Origin of the sequence: Neiella marina, from assembly GCF_002165625.1 — a bacterium.
GTDB classification, from domain to species: domain Bacteria; phylum Pseudomonadota; class Gammaproteobacteria; order Enterobacterales; family Neiellaceae; genus Neiella; species Neiella marina.
Genome location: NZ_NGNS01000018.1, coordinates 71,272 through 97,164 on the forward strand (window position 1 = coordinate 71,272; position 25,893 = coordinate 97,164).

At 49.3% G+C, this 25,893-nt stretch carries 26 protein-coding genes; 17 read left to right on the forward strand and 9 right to left on the reverse strand.

The features are described 5' to 3' along the window. Nucleotides 1–39 precede the first annotated feature (39 nt). Entirely contained in the window at nt 40–420 is a 381-nt protein-coding gene (locus CBE68_RS13545; RefSeq protein WP_229744751.1) for an SgcJ/EcaC family oxidoreductase, read from the forward strand. Between the two features lie 42 nt (nt 421–462). Then, on the forward strand, nt 463–1,527 hold the full coding sequence (locus tag CBE68_RS13550) for a CobW family GTP-binding protein (RefSeq protein WP_087506636.1): 1,065 nt from the start codon (nt 463–465) through the stop codon (nt 1,525–1,527). A gap of 22 nt (nt 1,528–1,549) precedes the next feature. On the opposite strand, the gene CBE68_RS13555 is transcribed toward CBE68_RS13550, so the two are convergent. The 3 genes from CBE68_RS13555 to CBE68_RS13565 all read right to left on the reverse strand — a co-directional run bounded on the left by CBE68_RS13555 (nt 1,550) and on the right by CBE68_RS13565 (nt 3,322). After that, the gene (locus CBE68_RS13555) at nt 1,550–2,170 is read right to left on the reverse strand and encodes a ZrgA family zinc uptake protein (RefSeq protein ID WP_158100603.1); all 621 of its coding nucleotides are present in this window, start codon (nt 2,168–2,170) and stop codon (nt 1,550–1,552) included. A gap of 33 nt (nt 2,171–2,203) precedes the next feature. Further along, nucleotides 2,204–2,587, reverse strand: a complete 384-nt coding sequence (locus CBE68_RS13560; RefSeq protein ID WP_158100604.1) for a hypothetical protein — start codon at nt 2,585–2,587, stop codon at nt 2,204–2,206. Nucleotides 2,588–2,752: 165 nt separating this feature from the next. Continuing rightward, a complete protein-coding gene (locus CBE68_RS13565; protein ID WP_087506639.1) occupies nt 2,753–3,322 on the reverse strand; it encodes a DUF3299 domain-containing protein in 570 nt (189 codons plus the stop codon). 117 nt (nt 3,323–3,439) lie between these two features. Here CBE68_RS13565 and CBE68_RS13570 point away from each other — a divergent pair, with 117 nt between their 5' ends. Genes CBE68_RS13570 through CBE68_RS13580 form a run of 3 tightly spaced genes read left to right on the forward strand, consistent with a single transcriptional unit; the run spans nt 3,440 to nt 5,913 of the window. Further along, on the forward strand, nt 3,440–4,150 hold the full coding sequence (locus tag CBE68_RS13570; protein WP_087506640.1) for an ABC transporter ATP-binding protein: 711 nt from the start codon (nt 3,440–3,442) through the stop codon (nt 4,148–4,150). Nucleotides 4,151–4,152: 2 nt separating this feature from the next. Next, nucleotides 4,153–5,397 (forward strand): ABC transporter permease, encoded by a 1,245-nt coding sequence (locus CBE68_RS13575; RefSeq protein ID WP_087506665.1) that lies wholly within the window; start codon nt 4,153–4,155, stop codon nt 5,395–5,397. A 57-nt stretch (nt 5,398–5,454) separates the two neighbouring features. Next, complete coding sequence (locus CBE68_RS13580) at nt 5,455–5,913, forward strand: Fur family transcriptional regulator (protein WP_087506641.1); 459 nt, start codon at nt 5,455–5,457, stop codon at nt 5,911–5,913. 5 nt (nt 5,914–5,918) lie between these two features. Here the strand turns inward: CBE68_RS13580 and CBE68_RS13585 are convergent, their stop codons facing one another. Further along, nucleotides 5,919–6,326 (reverse strand): thiol-disulfide oxidoreductase DCC family protein, encoded by a 408-nt coding sequence (locus CBE68_RS13585; RefSeq protein WP_087506642.1) that lies wholly within the window; start codon nt 6,324–6,326, stop codon nt 5,919–5,921. 129 nt (nt 6,327–6,455) lie between these two features. On the opposite strand from CBE68_RS13585, the gene CBE68_RS13590 reads away from it, so the two are divergent. Genes CBE68_RS13590 through CBE68_RS13610 form a run of 5 tightly spaced genes read left to right on the forward strand, consistent with a single transcriptional unit; the run spans nt 6,456 to nt 10,476 of the window. Beyond that, on the forward strand, nt 6,456–7,118 hold the full coding sequence (locus tag CBE68_RS13590; protein WP_229744750.1) for an SOUL family heme-binding protein: 663 nt from the start codon (nt 6,456–6,458) through the stop codon (nt 7,116–7,118). 36 nt (nt 7,119–7,154) lie between these two features. Further along, nucleotides 7,155–7,340: a DUF6435 family protein gene (locus tag CBE68_RS13595; RefSeq protein WP_087506643.1), complete on the forward strand. Its 186-nt coding sequence runs from the start codon at nt 7,155–7,157 to the stop codon at nt 7,338–7,340. Between the two features lie 50 nt (nt 7,341–7,390). Continuing rightward, the gene (locus CBE68_RS13600; RefSeq protein WP_188708269.1) at nt 7,391–8,737 is read left to right on the forward strand and encodes a DASH family cryptochrome; all 1,347 of its coding nucleotides are present in this window, start codon (nt 7,391–7,393) and stop codon (nt 8,735–8,737) included. Between the two features lie 5 nt (nt 8,738–8,742). Continuing rightward, complete coding sequence (locus CBE68_RS13605; protein WP_087506644.1) at nt 8,743–8,913, forward strand: DUF2256 domain-containing protein; 171 nt, start codon at nt 8,743–8,745, stop codon at nt 8,911–8,913. Between the two features lie 6 nt (nt 8,914–8,919). Beyond that, nucleotides 8,920–10,476: a cryptochrome/photolyase family protein gene (locus CBE68_RS13610; RefSeq protein WP_087506645.1), complete on the forward strand. Its 1,557-nt coding sequence runs from the start codon at nt 8,920–8,922 to the stop codon at nt 10,474–10,476. Between the two features lie 14 nt (nt 10,477–10,490). On the opposite strand, the gene CBE68_RS13615 is transcribed toward CBE68_RS13610, so the two are convergent. Continuing rightward, nucleotides 10,491–11,243, reverse strand: coding sequence for a tellurite resistance TerB family protein (locus CBE68_RS13615; protein ID WP_087506646.1), 753 nt, complete (start codon nt 11,241–11,243; stop codon nt 10,491–10,493). A 92-nt stretch (nt 11,244–11,335) separates the two neighbouring features. Beyond that, a complete protein-coding gene (locus CBE68_RS13620; RefSeq protein WP_087506647.1) occupies nt 11,336–11,683 on the reverse strand; it encodes an HPF/RaiA family ribosome-associated protein in 348 nt (115 codons plus the stop codon). Nucleotides 11,684–11,797: 114 nt separating this feature from the next. Here CBE68_RS13620 and nhaR point away from each other — a divergent pair, with 114 nt between their 5' ends. Continuing rightward, nucleotides 11,798–12,691, forward strand: a complete 894-nt coding sequence (nhaR, locus tag CBE68_RS13625) for a transcriptional activator NhaR (RefSeq protein WP_087506648.1) — start codon at nt 11,798–11,800, stop codon at nt 12,689–12,691. Between the two features lie 27 nt (nt 12,692–12,718). Here nhaR and CBE68_RS13630 read toward each other — a convergent pair whose 3' ends face one another. Then, complete coding sequence (locus CBE68_RS13630) at nt 12,719–13,057, reverse strand: hypothetical protein (protein WP_087506649.1); 339 nt, start codon at nt 13,055–13,057, stop codon at nt 12,719–12,721. Nucleotides 13,058–13,279: 222 nt separating this feature from the next. Between CBE68_RS13630 and rluB the strand changes: the two genes are divergently transcribed. Then, nucleotides 13,280–14,173, forward strand: coding sequence for a 23S rRNA pseudouridine(2605) synthase RluB (gene rluB / locus CBE68_RS13635; protein WP_087506650.1), 894 nt, complete (start codon nt 13,280–13,282; stop codon nt 14,171–14,173). Between the two features lie 6 nt (nt 14,174–14,179). Here the strand turns inward: rluB and CBE68_RS13640 are convergent, their stop codons facing one another. Then, nucleotides 14,180–14,920, reverse strand: coding sequence for a YciK family oxidoreductase (locus tag CBE68_RS13640; RefSeq protein ID WP_087506651.1), 741 nt, complete (start codon nt 14,918–14,920; stop codon nt 14,180–14,182). Nucleotides 14,921–15,135: 215 nt separating this feature from the next. On the opposite strand from CBE68_RS13640, the gene CBE68_RS13645 reads away from it, so the two are divergent. The 4 genes from CBE68_RS13645 (at nt 15,136) to CBE68_RS13660 (ending at nt 21,913) form a co-directional block, all read left to right on the forward strand. Further along, complete coding sequence (locus tag CBE68_RS13645; RefSeq protein WP_087506652.1) at nt 15,136–17,679, forward strand: VolA/Pla-1 family phospholipase; 2,544 nt, start codon at nt 15,136–15,138, stop codon at nt 17,677–17,679. A gap of 119 nt (nt 17,680–17,798) precedes the next feature. Further along, entirely contained in the window at nt 17,799–19,616 is a 1,818-nt protein-coding gene (locus tag CBE68_RS13650; RefSeq protein ID WP_143824566.1) for a M3 family metallopeptidase, read from the forward strand. A gap of 85 nt (nt 19,617–19,701) precedes the next feature. Continuing rightward, nucleotides 19,702–20,781, forward strand: a complete 1,080-nt coding sequence (gene sohB, locus CBE68_RS13655) for a protease SohB (RefSeq protein ID WP_087506654.1) — start codon at nt 19,702–19,704, stop codon at nt 20,779–20,781. A gap of 64 nt (nt 20,782–20,845) precedes the next feature. Then, nucleotides 20,846–21,913 carry a GGDEF domain-containing protein gene (locus CBE68_RS13660; protein WP_087506655.1) on the forward strand — a complete coding sequence of 356 codons (1,068 nt, stop codon included), beginning with the start codon at nt 20,846–20,848 and terminating at the stop codon, nt 21,911–21,913. Here CBE68_RS13660 and CBE68_RS13665 read toward each other — a convergent pair. After that, a complete protein-coding gene (locus CBE68_RS13665; protein WP_087506656.1) occupies nt 21,902–23,206 on the reverse strand; it encodes a dicarboxylate/amino acid:cation symporter in 1,305 nt (434 codons plus the stop codon). The two genes, CBE68_RS13660 and CBE68_RS13665, sit on opposite strands and share 12 nt — an antisense overlap. A 175-nt stretch (nt 23,207–23,381) precedes the next feature. Here CBE68_RS13665 and CBE68_RS13670 point away from each other — a divergent pair, with 175 nt between their 5' ends. Further along, a complete protein-coding gene (locus tag CBE68_RS13670) occupies nt 23,382–25,748 on the forward strand; it encodes an invasin domain 3-containing protein (RefSeq protein WP_143824567.1) in 2,367 nt (788 codons plus the stop codon). Nucleotides 25,749–25,893: the final 145 nt, after the last annotated feature.

Genomic DNA, 25,893 nt, shown 5'->3' on the forward strand with positions numbered 1-25,893 from the left:
ACTAATAGGTCGAGATAGCCCGCCAAAAAAAGAGTTTCGATGACTAAACATGAGATAAACGATAAGGATATCCTTGCGCTGTTCGAACAATGGAATAGCGCTCTTCAGACAGGCCTGCCGAGTGAAGTAGTTGCACTGTATTGTCAGGATGCGGTGTTGTTGCCGACCATCTCTAATGATGTGCGGCGGAGCCACTCCGAAATTGAAGACTACTTTGAGTTGTTTTTGGCAAGAAAACCGGTTGGAAAAATTGATCAGTGCAGTGTCCGCTTGCACGGCGATATTGCTATTAACTCAGGGGTGTACACCTTTTCGTTTGATAACGAGCCAGACGTTCAGGCTCGCTTTACCTTTGTGTACCGAAATACAGGCAACCGATGGATGATCATTGAGCACCATTCATCACAAATGCCAGAGTGATAACAAGATGGAGCGCCCTTGAGGCGTCACAAGCAGCACCTCATGTCGAACAAATTAAGTAGAATCCCAACCAACATCATTACCGGTTTTCTCGGTGTTGGAAAAACCACAACGATCTCCCATTTACTGCAAGCTAAACCAGCAGATGAGCGCTGGGCCGTGTTGGTCAATGAATTTGGCGAAATCGGCATTGATGGCCGTTTGTTGAGCGGCAAACACAGCGAGGAAGAACAAATATTCATTGCTGAAGTACCCGGCGGTTGCATGTGTTGTGTGATGGGGCTACCGACGAAAGTAACCTTGAACAAGCTCCTTCAACAGGCCAAGCCAGATCGATTGATCATCGAACCCACTGGATTAGGCCACCCTCAGGAAGTGCTAGATTTGCTCCGCTCTGAGCACTATCAGGATGTATTGGAAGTTCGCTCGACCATTACATTAGTCGACGCCCGAGTGCTTGTTGATCGGCGTTACACCGAACACGATATTTTCAACCAACAACTGCAAGTTGCCGATGTGGTCGTAGCGAGTAAAAGTGATTGTTATCAACACGAGTCGGCACAGCTAGAGCAGTATGTGCAGACGGTTGCAGGCAAACAACATTGTCCCGTCGTTGCGATTGAACAAGGGCAATTGGCACTTCATTGGCTTGATTCAACGGCACTCGATCGCGCTTCAAAACACCAGCACCATCATCATGACCATGACCATGAGCACCATCATCATGAACACGATGATGAATCGGCTTTGGAGAAGTCAGCAACATCGATGAATCAGCAGCTTGCCACGTGCGGATATGCTGAAGTCAGAAACCACAAGGGTGAGTACTATAGTTGCGGTTGGCGCTTTGATGATGGCTGGTTGTTCGATTCGGATCGTATCGAAAGTGTATTACGACAACTGCAATGTCAGCGGATGAAAGCGGTGTTCGCCACAGACACAGGTCCGTTAGGGTTTAGCTTGATTGATGGCGAACTGGCCAAACAAGCATTGCAGTCAGCTCAGGGCAACAGCATTGAGTTGATTGATCAAAATGCACGCGCTTTCGATTCGGTGCTAGAACAACTACTACAAACCAGAAGCAGCACCGATAGCGGTGCTGCCTGATGATGGGGCACTTCTGCTGTAATTAATTCAGTGTCAACTCGGTCGCTTGTTTAGACAACTCTGAGCCGCCTTGGCTGCTGTCAATAAACCACTGCACTTTGATTGTTTCAAGTTGCGGCATGACGCTAAATAACTGAGTTTCAATTGCTGATACCGGACCAGAACAGCTGAACTGATAGTGAGCGATTAGGTTGCTGTGCTGGCTGTGGTCATGGTGCTCATGTTCGTCATGGTGTTCATGCTTATCATGATGTTCGTGCTCGTCATGGTGCTCATGCTTATCATGATGTTCGTGCTTGTCATGATCATCTTGATGTTGGTGCGATTCGAGTTCGAACGGAAACTCCACGTCTTGGCCTGTTAGCTTACAACTTGCGCCGCTAAATGAGAAAGGCGTGCTGGCTTTATAAGCAGTTACTGCCGCTTGGTAAGCTTTGATTTGATCGGCAGTTTCTGGCTGATGCTCAAACCCGATGATATTGGCAAGAGGCGAGCTAAATTCAATTTCCAGATCTTGGCCTTGTTGCACTAGGTTAAGTTCGGCAATGCCATGTTGGTGAGCTGATGATTCGGCGAGTGCAGGTGAAGCGCCCATCGCTAGTAGTGACAACGTTAAGGCCGAATAGGCAAGAGCTTGTTTCATTTTATGAGTATCCATTTAACTAAAACTGAAAAACTAATTAGTCGTGCTTGCCGTTTTAGGAGCGTCACTAACGGCCTTAATTAATATGAAACTGGACTTGGCAGCAGGTTGACCATCGCTGACGCCACTGAGTTTACCGCGGAGAACATAGGTACCCGCTTTGGTTGGTGCCACCGTTAATATCAGCTCGGCATCGGTGGCCGGGGTAATTTGTTGATCGGAGGCACCGTTTAAGCTCACGGCATCATCGGCTTGCCACAGCACTTTGGCGTCGCTAACGCTCTCTGGCACGATGATGGTGTAGGGCACGTCTGAAATTTGCCCCACTGGCACCGTATATCTGGGTTCTGCGGCCAATGCCATGCCTTGAGCAATCGGGCTACTCAAATCTGATGCTGATTTGAGATGCATGTTCATCGGGTAAAAGCCGAAACCCGGTCCATGATTATCGCAGCCAAATACAGCTGAAGGCGACATCAGTGTCAGGCTCGCTAGCACTAGTGTTTTCAAACACCAGGACGGAGCCGATCGGGTTAATAATCGCTGTGGTCTAAGTTTGCTCATTGTCACTCGAACTATTGGTTACTCGGAGTACGGCGCGACGGAATCAACCACCAGAGTGTAAGCTGCCGTCCCCATATCGCTTGCCGTTGTTTCTACCTTTAACGTCCCTTCGAGCCAAAAAGCGTCTTGGTATGAACTCAGTTTTACGCCATCGGCATATGTGACATAAACAATTTGATTAGGTGGTGGTGGCGGCAAGTGCAGGCAAGCACCGAAAAATGGCACCAATAAAAACTCTGTGGCGGTGAATTCATCTTTCATTTCTAGCGGCACTACAAACCCAGGTAACCTGATTTTGCTATTGTTGAACTCTGCAACCACGCGGGTCGATTCCAGCGCTGCTAGGTAGCGTTTGGTTGCTTCGTCCTCCGCCCCTGCCAGTCCTTCGACTGAATCTTCTGCGCTGCCGTCGGCAATTTGGTCAATGGTATCCGGCGGGTTGAGTAATGCGTCTAAGTCATCGGCCGGCATTAATTCGATCCACTCGATTTGACGATACTCGCCAGTCGACGCGTCTGCTGCAGCATTAACTGCGAAAGCGGCAAAGGCTATCGCGCAAAGTGCCGAGCGCAGGTGAGCAATGAACATGTATTGATACTCCGGTGAATGTCGAATGGTAACAAAAACGTGTTATAACATATCGCCTAACTTCGATGAATAGAGTTTTAGCTCTGTCATCGTTTTGTCAAATAGGGCGTCTTTGTAGTGCAAAATGTTGAACTAACCACTGACCAAGCTGCTATATCATTGACGCAGCTTCGCTTTTCTTACGACGGCTCCAACGATGTCATTCACATACCGAAGTGGGCGTTGGAAAGCGGCCAAAAGTGTTTTGTATTTGGCGCATCAGGCGCCGGTAAAAGTACTCTAATGAACCTCATGTGTGGCGTGCTTAAACCAACCACTGGTGACATTGAGGTATTTGGCCAATCGTTGACCAGCATGTCAGCACGACAGCGCGACCGATTTCGTGCCAAACACATTGGCGTGGTATTTCAGCAATTTAATCTCATCCCCTATTTGACCGTCGCTGACAATATCCGCCTAGCAGCCTGGTTTGCTGGTAAAGCCGAGCGCGCTGAGCAAGATGCCTTTCAGCAGCGCATGTTGGAGTTAGTAGCAGCGTTACAGTTAAAGCCTGAGGTGTTAGACCGACCGAGCCGCGAATTAAGTGTGGGCCAGCAGCAACGAGTGGCGATAGTTCGGGCATTAATCAACCAACCAGATTTGCTGATAGTGGACGAACCTACGTCGGCGTTGGATTCCTATGCTAGAGACAACTTTATGAAGTTACTCATGGCTGTGTGCGATGAGCAAAATAGTACCTTGCTGTTTGTCAGTCACGACTTATCGCTGCAGTCTTACTTTGATGTCGGTGTCAATTTGGCCGATATCAATTGTGCTGGAGGCCAATGATTATGATGATGAAATTGGCCTACAAAAGTTTGATGAACCGCAGAACGTCGGTGTTACTGACGTTGTTTTCGATTGTCGTTAGTTTGTCTTTGTTGATAACCGTTGAGCACATTCGCTCGCAAGCAAAAGCTAGTTTCAACCGCACTGTGTCGAGTGTTGATTTAATTGTCGGGGCACGCACTGGCCAGCTGAATTTGCTGCTTTACTCAGTGTTTCGCATGGGCAATGCCACCAATAATGTCAATTGGGATAGCTATCAAGCCATCAGTGGCCAACGCGACGTGGTTTGGTCTATCCCGATGTCACTCGGTGATTCTCACCGCGGTTATCGCGTGCTTGGCACCAATAAAGATTACTTTGAGTTTTACCGCTATGGCGATAAACGCCAATTGGCGTTTGCTGATGGTGAAGCATTTAACAACCCGTTTGGTGCGGTGATTGGGGCAGAAGTTGCCAAAGCACTGAACTACCAAGTGGGCAAACGCATTGTGTTGTCTCACGGTATTGGCCAAGTCAGTTTTACTAACCATGATAATGCGCCGTTTGAAGTTGTTGGTGTGTTGGAGCCGACAGGTACGCCAGTCGATCGCACGGTGCATGTCAGCCTTGCTGGTATTGAGGCTGTGCACATGCCGCCTAGTCGCTTGAAAGCACTACAACAAGCGGTTGCAGAGGGACGAGACATTGACGTTGAGCCGGCTACGATCACCGCATTTATGCTGGGTTTAAAGTCGAAAATGTCAATTTTCAAAATTCAGCGTGCGATCAACAATTACAAGCAAGAGCCTCTGATGGCGGTGTTGCCGGGTATTGCACTCGTTGAGTTGTGGTCGTTGATTAGCTCGGTAGAGAACATTTTGCGCGTAATATCTTTGTGTGTGTTTGTCTCGGCGATTCTGGGCTTAACCACCATGTTGCTGTCGTCGATGCAAGAACGTCAGAAAGAAATTGCAGTGCTCCGGGCGATAGGCGCCGGGCCTGTTGTGCTATTTGTTCTTATTCAACTTGAGGCTCTGTTGGTTACTGCGGCAGCCATCGGTATGTCGCTGGCTTTAGTTTGGGCGGTGTTTTACGGTGCCAGTGATCTGTTGGCAAGCCATTATGGTATTTTCGTGTCAACTCAAATTCTATCGTCGGCGCAGCTCGTTCAGCTTGCGGCAGCTTTGGGCGTCACTGCATTGGTCGCATTAATCCCTGCTATTAGCGCCTATCGCAAAGCGCTGCATGCAGGCTTAGGACAGCAGTAACTTGCCATGTGTTGGCATAGTAAAGATAAGTAGAGAGTAACAAATCAAACATAGCCTATGGATATCGATAAAGGCCTGAAGAGTGCCCACAATAAGTGCCAAGCCGCAGGGGTTAAGCTAACCGAAAAACGAGCGGCGGTGCTTGAGATTCTGCTTGCCGCTGACAGGCCTTTATCGGCATATGAGGTGGTAGCGATTTACAATCAAAACCACCAGCAACCGATGCAACCCATGTCTGTCTATCGGATACTTGATTTGTTCGTCGACGTTGAGTTGGTGCACAAATTAGCCTCTTCAAATAAATATGTCTCTTGCGCTCACCTTAATTGCTCTCATCATCACGACGACCAGTTCTTTGTCGTTTGCAAATCCTGCGGTGCTACCAAGGAAATCACCATGAGCGACACCTTGGTCGAACAGATCAAATCGTCTGCCTCGGATGCCGGCTTCAAACTCGTTGAACCGCAATTTGAGCTCAGTGGCGTGTGCAGTGAGTGTGGTGATAACAAGGAGTAGCCTGTCTACTGTTTGCGGCCGGTTGGTGGCGCGGAGCATGAGTCTTTATTGCACCGAGCGCTACCGGTTAACCACATTGAAATCTCGTATCTGTTGTTGGCGAAGTATAAATAACAACGATCGGCCAATGGTTTAATCCACTTCCAGCGCAATGGCGCATACATCCAACCTTTGCCCACTAACTGCCAAGCCCTGTGGGTAACGTCCAAGCCGAGCAATAATTGCTGCTCATCATCAATCGCGTGCAACACTCGGTCTGCCTTCTGCTGATCGATTTGTGGGTAGTTGGCGAACTCGTCGCTATACAAGTCGACTGTCTTAATTTGCTGTTTTTTGTCGTAGCGCGCCAATGCGTTCATTTCCTTGACGCAGAGGGGGCAGGTGCCGTCGTAAAACACAGTTAATTTGATCATCTAATGCTCTATTGCCGTTTGTCTTTCTTCCCTACGAGCAAACTGTCATGTTCGTTCAGTCGATAAGCGATCCATCTTGTTGTTATCGACGTTTTTACTAGTACGACAACAAAGCCTTAAGGCAAACCAATGAATACAGCCAATACATCGCCGCGACAGCTAATCGGATTTATCTTCGCGGCCGCTTTGGCACTGGTGATGGGGGCCGCCGTGGCAACTGAGCAACCAAGTTACAAGGTACTAGCGCAACAAGACGACTTCGAGCTTCGCCAATACAGCAGCATGATCGTCGCCCAGAGTACAGTGACTGGCACCATGGATGATGCCTCTGGTACTGGGTTTCGTGCCGTCGCAGACTACATATTCGGCAATAACACTTCCGCCAGCGGCGGCAGTGAAGAAATAAGCATGACTGCACCTGTGTTGATTTCACCGCAAGCCATAGCTAGCGGCTCACCTGCGACCAACCAACTTGCGTCATCCCCAGCGATGGAGGATGAAAGTGGACAATGGGTCATTGGCTTCGTTATGCCAAGTAAGTTTTCTTTAGATACGTTGCCTGAGCCTAACAGCAACAAAGTGGTGGTTTCCCAAGTGCCTGCGCGGACCATGGCGGTAGTGACTTTTTCTGGATTAACCGGGGAGGACAAGGTCGCGACCAAAACTCAACAGTTGCTCGCTTGGATGGCCGAGAACAATCTAACACCCATAAGTGCGCCAAAACTTGCGCGGTACAACCCGCCTTGGACACTGCCGTTTTTTCGTCGCAATGAAGTGATGATTGAGTACTGAACATCAATAACGAGTGAATACGCTGAGGATGAGCCTATGTTTAATTTGTTTAAGTCCAATCCGGGTAAGAAGATGCGCAAAGAGCGTGACTTACTGTTGAAGCATGCCATGTTAGCGCAGCGCCGCGGTGATATTCGCACCTATTCAATGCTCAGCGCCGACGCCGATCAGTTGACGCGCGAGATAGACGAGTTAGAGCAGGGCAGCAATGACAGTCGTTAGGCCAGCAACAACGGCGTTAGCGTGGCAATGCCAGCATGGGGTCACCATTGATGCATAGAACCTCATTGATGTGGTTCAGCCACGACTTGCGGCTGGATGATAACCCAGTGCTGCACATGGCAGCGAACAGCGATGCATTGGTTTGTGTGTTTTTTGTCGAGCCTGAATGGTTTCAGCCGATAGCCACGAGCCAACAAAGCGGCCCAAGGATTGGGCGCCATCGCTGGCGCTTTCTGCATCAATCATTGGAAGACTTGAACCAACAACTCAAGGCGCTCGGGCAGCGGCTGTTGCTCGTTTATGAGTCACCAGCCAAGGCTCTACCCGGATTAATCCATAGATTCTCGGTCAATCGAGTTTGCCGCAGCTTACACGCTACCGCTCATGAGCAGCGACAATGGCAACAGTTGACTGAGCGGTATAGCGACATTGAGTGGTTGCAATTGAGCAGCTACGATTTGTTTCAAAGTCAGCAGCTGCCATTCGATAATGCCCAGCTGCCAAGTAGCTTTAGTAAGTTCCGCAAATTGATTGAACAAATCCCATGCCCGACACCGTTAGCGGCACCGCCATGTTTGCCATTGTCGCCGCTCGACAGCGATACCATTAGACAAGCGTCAGCGGCCATCCCTTCGGTGCCGTTGCAGCCAATGCCCAGCGATGAATTGAGGCGTTTGGTAGGCGGTGAAGGTCGTGCGCAACAACACCTTAAACAGTACTTTAATAGCGCCAAACCGAGTAGCTACAAACAAGTGAGAAACGAGCTTGATGGTTGGCATCACTCAACCAAGTTGTCCTCTTGGCTTGCCAACGGTTGTCTTTCGGTGCGGCGCGTCATTGCTGCCCTTAAGCGTTATGAGCAGGAGGTTGAAGCGAATGATTCGACCTATTGGATCTATTTTGAATTATTGTGGCGGGAGTACTTTCACTGTTACGCCAAACATCATGGCGCTAAGTTGTTTCAATTTAAGGGGCTTGGCGAAACTCGCCCGCTGACTAGTTTTTATCCTCAGCGGTTTCGTCAGTGGAGCGCCGGCAAAACCCAATTTCCTTTGGTCAACGCCTGCATCAACCAATTGAACGCAACGGGTTATTTATCCAACCGCGGACGCCAAATTGTCGCCAGCTGCTTAGTCAATGAGTTGCAACTCGATTGGCGGTATGGTGCGGCCTATTTTGAGTACCAACTGATTGACTATGACGTAGCGGTCAATTGGGGCAATTGGCAATACATCGCAGGGGTTGGCGCCGATCCAAAAGGTGGGCGGCATTTCAATATCGAAAAGCAAACCCAGATTTTTGACCCTGACGGTGACTATATTCAACGTTGGCAGGGGCAACAGTCGGCTGCGCCACTAGACTCCGTCGATTGCGCTGACTGGCCAAATTGGCAGTAGCGAATATGTTTAAGCAGCATTTAGATGGCAAGGTATGTGCGACTTGTGGTCGTTACTTTCAATGGCGCAAACGCTGGCAGAACAACTGGGCCAACGTACGATATTGCTCTAAGCGCTGCTCCTCTAATCGAAATAGAGTTGCAGGGCAGCATGACACTACAAAACAAACGGACTAGCACTTCATGAACTTACCTGTTCATTCGCTAAGGCTAATACTCGGCGACCAACTCAATGCCAGCCACAGTTGGTTCGAGCGTCGCGATGACGGTGTGTTGTACTTAATTGCAGAATTACATCAAGAAACCGGCTATGTCAGGCATCACAATCAGAAAGTGTGTGCATTTTTCGCGGCAATGAAAGGCTTCGCCGAGGCGCTGAAAAAAGCAGGTCACCGGGTCAACTATTTGACCTTAGATGACACCGCGCGGTTTGAGTCGTTACCACACCTCATTGCTCAATATGCCCGCGATTATAACATCGCCAACTTCGACTATCAGCGCCCTGATGAGTACCGACTGAAAGAGCAGTTGCAACAGCTGCAACTTGCCAATGGTGTGACCAAGCGGCAATGGGATACTGAGCATTTTATGGTTGATTATGACGACTTGGCGCTATATTTCCCAACCGACAAGAATCAGCGGATGGAGACCTTTTACCGTAAGATACGGCAGCGATTTGATATCTTGATGGAAGGCGATAGACCGGTCGGCGGTAAATGGAATTATGATGTTGATAATCGCGCCAAACTCAAACCTGCCGACATTGCAGAAGTGCCGGAACCATTGCTCTTTAGCAATGATGTCAGCGAAATAATCGAACGGCTTGAGCGCCATCAGGTTGAAACCATCGGGGTGGCGACCAGTCAGTTGCTATGGCCGGTCAATCGCCAGCAGTCATTGCAATTATTGGCGCACTTTTGCCAACACTGCCTCCCTCGATTTGGTTTGTTTCAAGACGCCATGACAGAACACGGCGAACAGCAATGGACCCTGTATCACAGCCGCTTATCTTTCGCCTTAAACAGCAAAATGCTCAGTCCTAAGCAAGTTGTTGATAGCGCATTGCATCACTATCAAGAGAACCCAGAGCTCATTTCGTTGCCACAAATCGAGGGCTTCGTTCGTCAGATTATCGGCTGGCGCGAGTTTGTTCGCGGTATATATTGGCGCCGTATGCCGCAGTACGGTCAACTCAATTACTTCGACGCCAGCAACCAGCTGCCGGAATTCTTTTGGCATGGTCAGACGAAAATGAATTGCATGGCAAAAGCTGTCGGCCAGAGTCTAGATTATGCTTATGCGCATCATATTCAGCGTTTGATGATCACAGGTAATTTTTGTCTATTGGCTGGCATCGATCCGGACCAAGTTGATGCCTGGTATCTGGGTATTTATATCGATGCTATTGAGTGGGTCGAATTGCCCAATACCCGCGGCATGAGCCAATTTGCCGACGGCGGCGTGCTTGCCAGTAAACCGTATGCGGCGAGTGCCAATTATGTCCATAAGATGAGCGATTACTGTAGCAGCTGCCACTATGACCACAAAAGTAAAACCGGCGAACAAAGCTGCCCGTTAAATAGCCTTTACTGGCATTTTATGGTGCGTCACCGACAGCAACTTAGTACTAACCCCAGAATCGGTATGATTTACCGAAACTGGGATAGGCAAAGTGCTGAGCAGCAACAACAGATCACAGCTCGCGCTGAGTTCTGCTTGGCAAACCTTGATACGTTATAACCGGCAAAGCCAAATCAGGCCGCCGTTTGGAATGCTTTGTCGGCCTGGTCTTGCAACTGTTGTGCTAACTCCACTGGCAACTCGAGTGCGGTGGCTAACCGGCTCAAGTACTCCTGCTCTATGTGACCATTAACGTCAACGGCAAGACATGAGGCTAAATACACGCCTGACTTTTGTTCAATGCAGTGAACCCCATTGGCAATATCCGTCACCGAGATAGGCTGTCTCATTAGATCGAAAATAACCCCTTTCGCCTCGTGGCTCAGGTCCATTTGTTCGACTGCATTGAATATCCGCGTTTGCTCCTTGTCATCAATGTGACCGTCAGCTTTAGCGGCACTGATCATGGCTTGCACCAGCGTTAACTGAAAGTTTTCCGTGTACACCGACTCTGATTTAAAGCTTTTCTCTATCGCTTGATAAGCATAAGCGTCGGGCTTGGCTGCGGCAGTGCTCTGTTGGTCGCTATTGTTGCTGACGGGCGCAGTTTGATGTTGCGTTTGCCATTTGCGATAGGCGCTAAACGCTAAACCGCCGAGTAAGGCTGCGCCGCCGTAGCGGGCTGCTTTGCCAGCGAATTTTCGTGACGATTTGTTGCCGGCTAATAGTGCCATGACGCCGCCGGCTGCGGCGCCGCCAGCGAGCCCTGATGGAAGTTTGCTGGCGAGTGAACTGACAACTTGATTGGCTTTAGTGGCTTGGCCACCAATGCCAGTTGTTTGACTGTCAGCACCAAGAAATTGATTTAGTAACTTGCTAATACTCATAGGTTTCTCCAGTAAATGGGGTAATGCTTGAGCTGTCCTGTTACTGCTATCAGCTTGTCTGATCGTTAGAAATAGCCATCAACTTGATAAAACTAAGCGGCCGAATGGCTAAATCGAGAACCTTGAAATCTGTTTTTACGGCGTCTTTGTGTGAGTCTGCGCAGCAAGGTCTTTTTCGCTCGATGAGCGGCTCTGTCGACCGCTAGGACAGCTTTGTCTTGCACATCCTCGATGGTGACATCGGCGTTGTTCTTCAGGCTGACTTTAATCAGGCAGCGTTTGACATAACTGCCACCAGCGCCTGCTGTATCTGATACCCGAACTTTGATCTTGCGGACCTCATTGGAAAAGCGCGCCAAGGAGAAATTGATACGGCGACGAATGTAATCTTCGAGCGATGGTGTTAATGGTGCACCAGCAGATTGCAACACGATAAGCATAATGTTCTCCGTTTAATGGTTTATCCAGATGGACGCTAATCAGCTTAGTTGCACTAGAAGGTTAGGTATATTCGAATATAATTTATAAACAGTTCGAAAAATACGAAGTTATTTATGATCAACTACAAGCATCTTCAGTACTTTTGGGTGGCGGCAAAACAAGGCGGTATAGTCCGTGCCAGCGAACATTTACACCTGACACCGCAAACCATCAGCGGCCAAATCACTCTGCTCGAAGAGCAGTTGGGTACCGCGCTGTTTACCAAAGTAGGAAGAAAACTAGAGCTGACTGAAACGGGTCGACTGGTGCTTAGCTATGCCGATGAGATCTTCTCGTTAGGTGATGAACTGCAAGATGTATTAAGTCGAAGCTCACTGCAAAGACCACAACAGCTTAAAATCGGCATTGCTGATGTGGTGCCAAAAACCATTGCCCACCGACTGCTACAACCTGCCTTGGGTCTTGGCGAACCGATACGAATTGTTTGCAAGGAGAACAGTCTTAAAGAGTTACTGGCAGAGTTGGCATTGCATCGGCTCGACTTAGTGATCGCAGATGCTCCTATTCCTTCCGATATCGGTATTCGAGGCTTTAATCATCCACTTGGCGACTGTGGTTTGAGCTTTATGGCTACGCCTGATTTAGCGGCGCAACTAGCGGGCGAGTTTCCAGTCAGCCTAGATGAGCAACCATTGCTGATCCCTGGCCAGCAAAGTGTGATGCATACTCGGTTGCAACAATGGCTCGATCAGCATCATATTCGCCCCAATGTGGTCGGCGAGTTTGATGATAGCGCCTTGATGAAGGCCTTTGGTCAGGCTGGTGCCGGAGTGTTTGCTGTGCCGTCGGCGATCGCCAAGGAAGTTGCTGAGCAGTTTAACGTGGTGCAAATCGGCGCGACTGATGATATTCGCGAGCAGTTTTTTGCCATTTCAATTCAGCGCCGTATCTCTAATCCTGCAGTCGTTGCTATAACGCAAGCGGCTAGGGAGTGGCTGCAAGCCTGATCGAGGTGTGGGCTGTTGCACATGAGGCTAGCCAGTGCGTTTGCGGTAGGCGTCAATCATACGCACCAACGCGTCGTCTAAATGCTCTTCAAAGGCATCCAGATCGGCATTCATGGCATGTAAGTACAGCTTGGTTTTATCTCTGCTAAGGCTCTTGCCGCGTACCTTAAACTCCATCTCTGGCAGTGATTTGTCGTAGCGCGGAATAATATTCCAAATGACAAACTTAGCGTCGAGTGAGGCAATGGCGCGCATGGCAAACTGACAAAACCCTTCAATATGATCCTTACCGTCTGGGCCAAGGCAGCCGGGTTCAACGCGGTAAGTTAATTCAATACGATGATCTTGATTGGCATTCGCCGTCATAGCTGGAAGTCAACAAAGCTTGCTGGATGAGGCATTTAAAAACATCCATCGGCGCTGAACAAGTGATTTTGCCAAGAAATGCTGATGACACCGATAAATCAGCGAAATTGCAGCTAACCTTTACTGCAAGTGTTTGTCGCTGGTATGCCGGATGTTCTGTGTTACAATCGCGCGCCGCCTGAGAAGGCTACTTCCTAATGACATTTAAAACTGGATTCCCCTATGAGTGAAAAGTTGCAAAAAGTATTGGCCCGCAGCGGTCTTGGTTCGCGCCGTGAAATGGAGCAGGTGATTAGTGCTGGCCGTGTCAGTGTTAATGGCTCAACCGCGAAACTTGGTGATCGCATTGAAGACGCTGATGTTGTTCGTGTCGATGGTAACGTCATTCAAACGCGCTCCGATAAAGACACTGTCTGTCGCGTTATTGCTTACCACAAGCCTGAAGGGGAAGTCTGTAGCCGCAAAGACCCAGAAGGGCGCCCGACCGTATTCGAACGCTTACCTAAGTTAGCTGCCGGCCGCTGGATCGCTGTTGGTCGCCTCGATTTGAATACCTCAGGATTACTATTGTTCACCACCGATGGTGAATTAGCGTCGCGCCTGATGCATCCTTCATATGAATTAGAACGTGAATACGCTGTTCGGATTTTTGGTAGTGTCGATGATGCCATGCTCAAGCGTTTGCAACAGGGTGTGATGCTTGAAGATGGTTTGGCGTCATTTGATTCGATCAAAATTGCTGGCGGTGAAGGGGCTAACAAGTGGTTCCATGTCACCCTTCATGAAGGAAAACACCGTGAAGTTCGTCGCTTGTGGGAGAGCCAGGACGTAACAGTCAGCCGACTGATTCGCATCCGTTATGGCAACACCATTTTATCGCAGAAGCTGCCCCATGGTGCTTGGTTGGAGTTGCCATTGGATGATGTCAATGTGTTGCGGGATTCGGTGTCGTTACCGAAAGAAACCCGCACTGTATTGGATGTCACCAAAGATACTAAAGTGAACACCCATCGCTTGCGCCGGACCGCGCAAAAGAGCAGAGCCCGACAGCTACAGCGCCATGCAAAATCAAGCAAGCCCAAGGCGAACGCCAAGCGTCGCCAAGGTCGAAATTAAAACTAATTACTTGGGTTGGGCATCAATGCTTTGGCCATTGATGCCTGCTGCATCGCTTAACAGATACAAGTAAAGCGGCATTAAATCAGCAGGAGTTTTCAATGCCGACGAATCTTCTGCTGGATAAGCCTTTGCTCGCATGCCTGTTTGAGTTGCTCCCGGGTTGACACAATTGACCTTTACCTTGGTGTTACTCAGTTCATCCGCGAGGATTTCCATCAGCCCTTCGGTGGCAAATTTCGATATTGAGTAAGCATTCCAAAACGCGCGTCCCTTTTTGCCAACTGATGATGATGTAAACAATAGTCGACCGTTTTCGGCTTGCTTTAGCAGTGGCAACAAGGCTTGCGTCATGCTGATTTGGGCGCGTACATTAATCTTCATTACCTCATCAAACATGGTCATATCCATCTGCTCGATGGTGCCCAATACCCCTAACTCACCAGCATTGTGAAGAACGCCATCAAGTCGGCCAAAAGTCGATTCAATGGTGGCAGCCATATCGAGGTAATGTTTGTCAGTCGCGCCTTTCAAGTCGAGTGGCACAATAGCTGGCTCAACGCCCCCTGCGGCAATAATGTCATCGTAAGTGGCCTCCAACTTAGCAACGGTGCGTCCCAACAAAATCACGGTCGCACCGTGAGCAGCCAAAGAAAGGGCCGCTTGCTTGCCAATACCGGCACCGGCACCAGTAACTAAAATCACTTTGTCTGCAAATGCATCGCTTGCAACAGTTTCAAAATTCATAACGGACTCGACAAAAAAATTCAGTGCGCAGTGTACCTGAGACCTTTGTTGGACCCAAATTATTGGAACTGGGATCAAGTTAACACCCTGGCACTAGTGCAATTGCTCCGCTTAGTTTAGCTTTAAGGCAATATTCAAACGCGAGTTTGAATTTAACAACAGCAGTTGCCAAGGAGAAGGCGATCGCGATAACAATCAAAACGTTGGGGAGAAACATGAAAATAACAACATACGCTGGTTTAACAGCGTTGGCAGCCGTGCTGGTCGGTTGCGGTGGCGGCGAATCGTTAAAAGACGTTGCCAAAGATCAAGAGCCTGCGGTGCCCTTTACTCGAATTCAATTCGATCCAGCCGCAGGGGTGGTGGCCCTGCCTTCTGATCTATTGTTACTGACGACCACCGATGGCAGTTTAGATATCCCGGTTGACGACCCGACCGACGTATCAGATCCCGCAGTGGCGCTCAGCGCATTAGATGGCTGGGGTACTGCTGCGCCAATTGTCATTGACATTACTTTCCCTGTTGCTTCATTTGGCGAGTTCACGATTAACACCGATACGGTAACTCAGCCCGGTGCCGCCGAACTGTTAGAAGTGATTCTTGGTAATCCCTTGTCGTCCGACCCTGATTGCCAAGAGGTGCCAACTGGCTTGCTCTGTAAGGTTGTTGGTCAACTCAGCTATGGTGTTGATTTTGTCACCAGTTCTGATGGCACCAATGTTGTCGTGGTGCCAATCAAGCCACTAAAGCCGAAAACATCCTATTTGCTAGCGACCACATCGTTAATTGAAGATTCCGAAGGTCGCAGTGTTTACCCCTCAACGTCTTATGAACTGTTGCGTCTCGACTACGAAACGCAACCTTTGGGTACTGACGAGCAGCGTCAATTGCAAGCGGCAGTGAATAGTTACGAAGCAGGCTTAGCTGGTGCCGGTATTGATGTTGAAACCGTTAATTACAGCATGCCGTTTACCACCCAGTCGGTTGAGGATGTAATGGCGGTGTCGCGTTTGGTTGTTGCGCAGACGCAGCCCACCATTGATAACTTGGTTGATACGGGTCTCAACGCACAACAGTTGTTGGCGTTATCGGGCACCGTGCTAGAAGGGCAAGCGGGCTTGGTCGCCAGTGCGGCTAAGGTCTACACCGCGACGGTCAACTTGCCAATGCTGCAAGATATTGCCAGTAACGAGACCTGTGATTTGGCTGATTTAGCGACGACAGGTGTCTGTGATGTGTTGTTCACTCGTTGGCAAGCACAAGGCGACAGCCCAGTATCAATTGCCGGCGCGCTACAAAGCGGGGCGCTGAGCCAAGAGTCATTTGCTGCCCAAGCCTTTGCGCAAAACCCATCGCTGACGCCGGGCGATTTGGCCGACCCAAGTAAATGGGTGGGATTACAAATTAATGTCCCTGATGCTTCCGGCACTCCTGTCGATCCTGAGAAACATTTGACCCAATACAATCCGTTGGCACAGGTCAAAGGCATTCAGCAAGCATCAGTACTAATCACCGTTCCAGACCCTGATGTAGTTAACGCGATTCGTGCCCAACTGGCTGGCATTCCGGTGGAATCTTTGCCTCCAGAAATGACCCTGCAGCCAAGTATTAGTGGCTGGCCAACTACTGTGTTTTCCCACGGTATTACTAGCGTCAAAGAATCGGTGCTGGGTTTAGCCGGTACCATGGCACTGCAAGGTATGGCGACTATTTCAGTTGACCTGCCTTTGCACGGTGGTCGTAGTGCTGACTTGACTGGTGATGGTGTTTACGAGTTAACCGCGACATCGCCTGACTTCGGCCCGCAATATGTCAATGGTAATGTCCTGACCCATTTAAATTTGCTGAGTTTAGTGTCGGTAAGAGACGCAATGCGCCAAGCATCGCTCGATATTTTGACCCTGCGAGCCGCCGTAACCTTCTCAGCACTGCGAGATGCAGCGATGATGCAGGCACCACTATTAGATGCTAACAACGTTGGTTTTCTCGGTATGTCGCAGGGTGCCGTCGTTGGTGCCTCAGCTGTTGCTGTCGCGAACGCGCCGTTCACGCTGCCTGATGGCACCGCACAACCGAATCCGTTTACCTTCAACGCCGCAGTGCTCAATGTTCCAACTGGTGGTTATGCAGCGAGTGTGGCATACAGCGGCACCTTTGGTCCCGTGTTGAAAGCTGGATTAACCTCAACAGAGACGTTTGATGCGCTGCTAATAGATGTGTTCTCGTTGACTGCGGATGAACTTGCTGCAATCAAAGCAAACAATCCTGAGCAATATCAAATGATGGTCGATACGGTTTATCCATCGTTGCTTAGCCAGTTCTTGTTTGCCGCTCAGCAGGTGCTTGATTCAGCAGATGGTGTCAACTTTGCGCGTATTAGTACTCAGTTGCAGACTCCTGTGCTTATTCAAGAGGTTGTCGGTAACGGTGCGGACAATCTGTCCGACCAAGTACTGCCTAACTCAACCGCAGCACAAGGCTGGCCAGTCGCTGGTACCGAAGCGCTGATCGGCTCCTATGGTATGGACGGTATTAGCGACTCTGTGGCAGATGATTCTGGGGTTTCCGGTGCCATCCGCTTTACCTATGGCTTCCACAGTTCGCTGTTAAGTCCAGCGGCGGTACCTGGCGTTGCGCCCGATCCAATGAAAAATGCGCTGGTCACGTCATCGATGCAACAGCAGGTTGCTGAGTATTTAAGTAGTGGTGGTAAGCAACTGACAATCTCAGAGCAGGCAAAGTCGGTAATTGTGCCGTAGGGCCAATAGCTATTGCTGAGTGGTAAGATTGCAACAGACAAAAGCTCGGTTTAGGCCGAGCTTTTTTGTGCGCTGGCGTTATCATTAGAGTTTAACTCCTCGCTATCGGAAGATATTTGGTGTCCCGATCTTCATATATGCCACTGCCATCTGCAGTTGTTGCCGTCCTTTTCTACTTGGTGCTAATGTCAAACCAGTTGTTCGCTCGCGACTTGCCAGTGCCACTCACGCACTGGCCTGATGATCATCGCCAGTTAACCGAACAGTGCGATGCGGTTTCCATGGTGTTCAATACCGAATTCGCTGCCCAACCAGATGAACAAACACTAATGATGTTGGATCAAAAACTGGCACACATCGACAGCACTATTGCTAAAGCCATGGTGTTAGTCGATGCCGGTTCATCGCCGTCAATCAAGGCCGCGGCATTAGCTTGTGTTGAGCAATTAAGCCAGCTCCAAGCTCAGTGGAGCAGTTTAGACAACGTCAGTGTTACTTTGGCTCGATTGAGTGAACAACGCTTTTCTGAGCAGGGCAGTCGACTGATGAGTCTGTGGCTACTGGAAAAAGATTTACTGTCCTCAGCAAGAGCACAAAAGGCCTCTGAGATGCTGACTTATGCGGAGCTGGGTTACCAACAGACGTTGCACGGGTTAGACAAAAAATTGCGCTTGCCAGAGCGCTGCATGCAGGGGGTGCCAAACAAATTGTTGTCGCAGTGGCAACAAACTTCGCAGTTTGAACTGCCGTTGCGTGGTGGCCAAGTTGCTCAATATCTTAACTTGCCAACACCTGAGCAATGCCGACGAATGGTGTGGGTCGCGCTTGGTTCGAAAGGCATGCCTGATAACATGGTGCAATTGGATATGATGCTCGGGCAGCGTCATGTTTTGGCTAGATTACAAGGTGCTGAGCATTGGGCAGCGATGCAGCTACAAACCCAAATGCTTAGTGATGTCACGAGTGTCGATCGCTATTTGCAGCAGTCGTTCAAAAACTTGCGCGAACACCGCCCACAATCCCAGTCAACGCAAGACTGGCTTTGGTCGGTCACTGCAACCAGACCGCAACTAGCGGACAATGCAATGGTTGCTCCGCAAGTTGTCGCGATGGTGTTTAATACGTTACGCAATTACGGTTTGCGTTTTGAGCAATTAAGCGACGTTGGCCAACGGTGGCATGAAACCGTTGAGGCTTATCATGTTTACCATGATGAACAGATGCTCGGAACACTACTACTTGATTTACATGGTCGCCCAGGGAAGTCGGCGAAAGCTCGTCATCGTGCTATCGAACATGGTATCAGTGGCCGTCACTCGGCAACCAGTGCGGTGCTAACGAGCTTGCCGTCAACTCATTGGCAAGGTCGCGAGCGGTTAGTGTTCTATCAGCAGTTGGGATTGGCGATACAGCATTTATTTGCGCGCGCAGATTACTATGGTCTGAGCGGCGCCAGTATTGAAGGGGATTTTAGTCGACTAGGCAAGACACTGTTGCCGTTAATCATGAAAGCAGAAGATCCTTGGTTGCAATCACGAACGCCCAGCTACAAAAAACTGACCCAGCAGTATTTTCGCGCATCGACGGCCTTGGCCTATCACCAGCTAGAGAAGGGCAGTTTTGTTAGTTTGCAGCAAATCAATCACTACTATTTTAAACGCTATTTTGAGCTACCGATGCCAGACGAATACACCCCGCAGTACTCGTTAACCACGTTGGTTAGCGACGCTGCTTTATATCACCAGCGGCTTTGGTATCCCCAATTTGCTGCCTGGCTGATGAGCTGTGAGGGGGCAAAACCAGGCGCGTTATTCGCCAAGCTATTTCAGCCTGCAGGACGCCAGTCGGCACTCTCCACCGTTCAAAATGTTTGTCCAAAGGTAGGCTCGTTAAAAGATTTGGTGACACAAGTTGCCTCTGTCCAGCGCCTTCATTAGCCTCTATACTGGCGTACTTTCGAAAAACCGCCGAGCGTCGACAAGGAACTGAGTCGAAGAAGTCGGCCAAGCAGAGATTATTGTTTTGGAATTTTTATACGAATACGGACTTTTCTTAGCGAAAACGATCACTTTTGTTGTTGCGATAGCAGCGATTATTGGCCTTATTGTTGCCAACTCAAGCAAGGGGCGAAGTCAAAGCAAGGGACACCTTGAATTGACCGATTTGACTGAGCAATTGCAAGATCACCAAGATGTAATTCGTCATCAATTGCTCTCAGAAGAAGAGTTAAAGCAGCTTCGCCAGGAAGAAAAAAAGCAAGCAAAGGCTGACAAGAAAGCAGCAAAAGCCAGAGCTAAAGCGGTCAAAAAGGGCGAAGTTGTTGAAGACTCAGACGACGTGACTAGCGGCCGAATTTTTGTTTTGCACTTCAATGGTAGTGTCGATGCCCATGAAGTTGATTCATTACGTGAAGAAGTCTCGGCTATTTTGTCAGTTGCCGACACCGAGCACGACGAAGTGCTGCTTAAGCTCGAAAGCGGTGGTGGTGTTGTTCACGGTTATGGGCTCGCTGCATCCCAGTTGGACCGCCTTAAAAAAGCGGGATTAACATTGACCATAGTGGTCGACAAAGTCGCAGCAAGTGGCGGTTACATGATGGCATGTTTGGCCGATAAGCTATACTGCGCGCCGTTTGCCATCATCGGTTCTATTGGTGTCATTGCACAGATGCCAAATTTTCATCGCTTACTGAAGAAAAATGATATCGATTTTGAACAAGTAACGGCCGGTGAGTACAAACGAACACTGACTATGTTTGGCGAAAATACCGACAAGGCACGAGAGAAATTCCAAACTGAACTCGATGAAGTTCATGGTTTGTTCAAAAGCTTTGTTCAGCAATATCGGCCTTCATTGGAGCTGGACAAGGTCGCCACTGGTGAGCATTGGTTTGGCATTCAAGCGCTCGAGCTTGGCTTAGTCGATGAGCTTGCCACCTCTGATGAGTTATTGATGAAACATTGCACTGATGAAAAAGATATTCATCAGGTTCGCTATGTCATTCGCAAAAAATTGTCTGAAAAAGTGGCCGAAAATGTAACTGTGAGCTTTGCCAGAGTATTGGCAAACTGGAGTCACAAAATGCGTTATTGGGCGCAATAACTGGCTATAATCAAAACAAATTTGCCTTTATTGATCAGGTGGGGTAAAGCCCACCTGAAGTCAATTGACTAGCTACAAGCCGACTCTTACCGACAATCGCAATCGCTGGATTGAGACGATTCCAGCGGGTCATGCTGGCCCTCGGGTTAGCTTGCTCATGCACTTAGTGGCTCTGGTCACTGTTGTTGCCTTTGCCATCTTCCACATGTTTTGGGGCCATTCGTTGATTGCCACTGCATTATCAGTCATGGCGATTATGTTGGCGGCTACCGTGGTGTTGGGGCGTATTGCACCAGAGATGCAAATCCACTTGGTACTCGATGCGTTATTCATAATGGCTGCATTGCCGGTTTCTCTTTGGGCACTCATCCAGCCCGATATGTATGCAACGCACTTGATCCCGGCATTACTCTTTGCCGCCTTTTTTGTCCTGCCGATTAAGGTGTCATCGGTATTACTGGCACTGTATACCGGCGCTGCGATCTATTTATGCTGGCACCACTATGGCGCGGCTCAAGGGTTTCGTATTGCCTTCGGACTTAGCTGTTGTTATGGCTTTACTTTTGGTTTGGCATTAATGATGTTGCGCCAACAGCAGCAACTAACACGCCTGGCGTTTATTGATCCACTCACTGGTGCTTATAATCGCAACGCCTTGTTTGATGAGTTAGAGCGCGCGGTTGATACCGCTAAACGACATCAAACCGCTGCTTCTTTAGTGATGCTCGATGTCGATCATTTCAAACCCATCAATGATCAGCATGGTCACGCTGTCGGCGATGACGTATTGGTTTGGCTCGCAGGGCAACTGATGACCCATAGTCGCAAGAATGATCGTTTATTCCGTTTAGGAGGCGATGAGTTTTTGCTATTGCTGCCGGATTTAAATAACGACGAGGCGAATCAGGTCATTGAGTTGATTAAGAGCCGATTCGATCTGGGTAGTGCGCCGCATCAAGTTGTAGTTTCAATGAGCGCTGGTTTAGCAGAGTACGTTGCTGGTGATAGTGTCGATGATTGGCTCGAACACGCTGATAAAGCACTGTACGAGGCTAAGTCAGCTGGCCGAGATTGTTGTCGTAGCTGGCAGCCGGGTAGCCCGGCTGCACAACCTATAATATCAAGATTTTGAGCTGCTGAGGTGCACCTCTTCTTCTTTAATACCAGCGTTTTCATCGTAGTAAACATCGGTATTCATTTTGCCTTCGCTTTTTCCAACGACGCAGGTCACCATGGTGTCACCGGTAATGTTGACGGCCGTGCGCGTCATATCGAGTAAACGATCGACACCGATAATCAAAGCAATACCCTCAACTGGCAGGCCAACTTGCTGTAATACCATTGCGAGCATGATGAGGCCAACACCTGGAACGCCTGCGGTACCGATTGAAGCCAGCGTGGCGGTAACGATGACGCTGATAAAATCACCGAAACTTAAATCAATGCCATAGACCTGAGCGATAAACACCGTCGCTACACCCTGCATGATCGCCGTACCGTCCATGTTAATGGTGGCGCCCATGGGTACGGTAAACGACGCCACACTGTTGTGAACGCCAAGCTTGCGTGTGGCTGTTTCCATAGTGACCGGAATGGTGGCGTTGCTCGACGCAGTGCTGAAAGCAAACAACACGGCATCACGCATTTTTTTCATGAAGGGTTTTGGATTTAAGCGGGTAAACACCGATAGCAGCGTGGGGTACACCATGACCGCATGAAGCACTAATACCCCAAACACCACTAAGAAGTATTCCGCCAAATTGGCGATAGTACCCAGTCCCATTTCGGTGAATAGCTTCGCCAACAGGCAGAACACACCGTAGGGTGCCAAATTCATCAGAATGCTGACCAAACTCATGATGACACTGCTGAGGTCTTCAAATACCGCCGCTAGACGTTCTCCTGGTTTGCCAGAAATGGCCATGGCAAAGCCAAACAGCAATGCAAAGACAATAATTTGTAGCATATTGCCTTTTGCCATTGCCTCAATTGGGTTGCGCGGGAACATGTCGATAAAGACTTGTGAAAGCGCTGGAGCTTGTGCGGCATCAAATGTTGCTGAGGTGTCCATATCCAAACCATGACCGGGCGCAATCAAGGTCGCAGCGGTCATCGCCAAAGCGATGGCAATGGCCGTGGTGAGTAAGTAAAGCAGAATCGACTTACCGCCCAATCGGCCAAGCGTCGAGGCATCTTTAAGCTGGCAAGTGCCGACGACTAACGAAACAAAGACCAAGGGCACAACCAGCATTTGTAAGCTGGCGACAAAGATCTTACCAACCACTAGGAACAATCCCTGGGTCAGATAGGTGTCGACAAAAATGTTGTCAGGAAAGAGCTGGCGCAAAAATACGCCGGTAACTATTCCAGCGATCATGCCCAACACGATCCGTTGGGTCAGCGATAACTTGTTTGTTTGGAGCATTATTTGTCCTATCAATTTGAGACCGGCATACCTTAACAACTGTATTAAATGCGATAAAGGCCGCATTTGCTCGCTTTTTGATTCAATTAGTTGAAATTGCCAATTACTAGTCGGGTTAAAAGTTCGTTATAGTGACGGCGGATGTATTAAACCCAGTTCAAGCACGGAGATGTTGATGATGTCAAAATGGGTTCGCTGGATATGGCTACCGGTACTGACCGCGTTAGTTGGCTGCGGAGGCGGCAGCTCTTTAGAAGATGATGACGGTGGCGGTGGCACGCCCCCCCCAACACCCGCAGCAGACACAGTATCCATTTCGTTATGGGCTTGCGACTCATTTGATTTATCAGCTCCTGATATCACAGGTTGTAATGAAACCAATGAAATCAATACAGCTCCACCGACCGTAATATTAGTTGAAGCGACAAGCGGTGATAGTCCCGCTAGTGGTCAAAAAATTGTTGTTACAACCGATAAAGGCCAGTTGTCGCAAACCGATGGCTCGGCTTTGACTAATGCCAGTGGTCAAGCGTTCCTGACCATTAGTGCCGGTCAAGATACCGGCGTTGCAACCTTGAATGCGACCTTCAACGACGCTACGGATGACCTAGTTGCTGAGGTATTCGGTACGCCTGTCGTGAGTACCAAAGCTGTGGCTGTGACCTTATGGGATTGTCCACCGCAGCAAGATGGTTGTCAGCAGATCACTGATTTCTCCGCCGCCGCACCTGCGGTTATTGTTGTCAATGCAACCGAAGACAACAGCCCCGCGCAAAATAAGAAAGTGACCATTGCTAGCGACAAAGGCGAACTGTCCCGCACCGATGGGGTAGTCCTGACTGATGACAATGGCTTCGCCATGATTGATATCGCTGCTGGTAGCGATAGCGGCATCGTTACCATTGGTGCTGAATTCGATGATGCCAATGATGAGCTCTTTGCCACCATCAATGAGGTGCAAATCAGTTTACAAATCTCCAGTCCGCTCGGCGATGGCGAAGAGTTGTCGGATGGCTCGACGCTGCCTGTCACTGCAACACTGACAACCGATTCGGGCGAACCTTACCTGGCGCCTGTTGAAGTCACTTTTAGCTCGACTTGTACCACCGCAGGTAAAGCGATTCTCGATGACAGTATTCAATCAACAGGCGGTACTGCAATCGCAACCTATCGCCCTGATGGTTGTGAAACCGAAGATATTATCTCTGCTTCAGTGGAGCTGGGCTCTTCCAGTGACACCGACAATCTGCGTATCAGCATCGCCGATACCCCGGTTGGCAACATCGAGTTCGTTTCTGCCGAACCGCGTTTTATCAATTTGCAAGGAACGGGTGGCCAAACGACGTCGATGGTTAGCTTCAAAGTGACTGATGCCAACGGCCGAGCAAAACAGGGCCAGGATGTTAGTTTCAATCTCGCTAGTGGCGCCGACAAAGTCGAACTCAGCCAAGTGACGGCCATTTCTGACAACGATGGTCTGGTCACAACGACTGTCCGCTCTGGCTCATTACCAGGGTCGGCTCGTGTTCAGGCTGTGGTTGACGGCAGCGATCCAATCATCGCTACGGTGTCTAGCGAATTGGCCATTGGTGTTGGCTTGCCAGATGCTGATAGTTTCTCGCTGAGCTTTGACGTTCATAACCCAGAGGCTTGGAATTATGATGGTGAAGAAGTGGCTGTGACGATTCGCGCTGCCGATCACTTCAACAATCCAGTGTCTGATGGCACTTCGATCTCTTTTGTCGCAGAGGGGGGCGCTATCGAGCCAAGTTGTGAAACCCAAGGTGGCGTCTGTACTGTACTTTGGCGCTCGCAGAACTTCCGTCCGGAGAACGCTCGGGTCACTATTTTGGCTTATGCTGAAGGTGAGGAATCATTCTACGACAACAACGGTAATGGCCTGTTTGAGCACACCCAAGATTCATTCACTGGCCAATATGATGTCGGTGAAGCCTACCGCGATGACGATGAAGATGGTATTTACAACAACAATGACCAACTCATTGACCGTGATCTGAATGGCTCCTATGACGGCCCAGATGGTATTTACAACGGCCAATTGTGTACTGAAGATTCGGCTAATGCCGGCGCATGTACACAACAATTGGTCGATGTGAGTGCCGATAGCGTGATTGTCATGGCGGGTAATGCGCCAGAAGTCTACTTCTGTGCTTGGGACGGTACCAATTTGGATTGCACCCAGCGCGCCGATACCTTGGTTGGGGTTACTGACGCCTATGTCTGTGCTCGCGACACTGCGTCGGATGGCGAGACCATTAATCCCGTTGCTGCCGAGACGCAAATTTCGTTTTCTCCATCTGATCCGTTAAAGCTCAGAGGAACAACCAGCTTCTTGCAGGCCAGCACCAATCAAGCTATTTATCATCCTTACCTCGGTATTGATAACCGAGCCAATTGTGGCGCTGGTTTATACCGGGCTATCTTGGACTTGTCGGAGGGACCTGGTGAGTTGTTGGTTGAAATGTCGACCCCGAAAGGCGTTTATAGTTCTGATTCGGTGTCAATTGAATTGGCACCGTGAAACTAGCAGCAAATGACCTACGAAAAAGCCACCTAGTTAAGGCTGTCTCTTGATCACATCTTAGAGTTCAAGAGACTTGGCTAGCTCGTACCCTTCAAGGATGGCTTGTAATTTGAGCCATCCTTGCCACAGCACTTTAACTGAA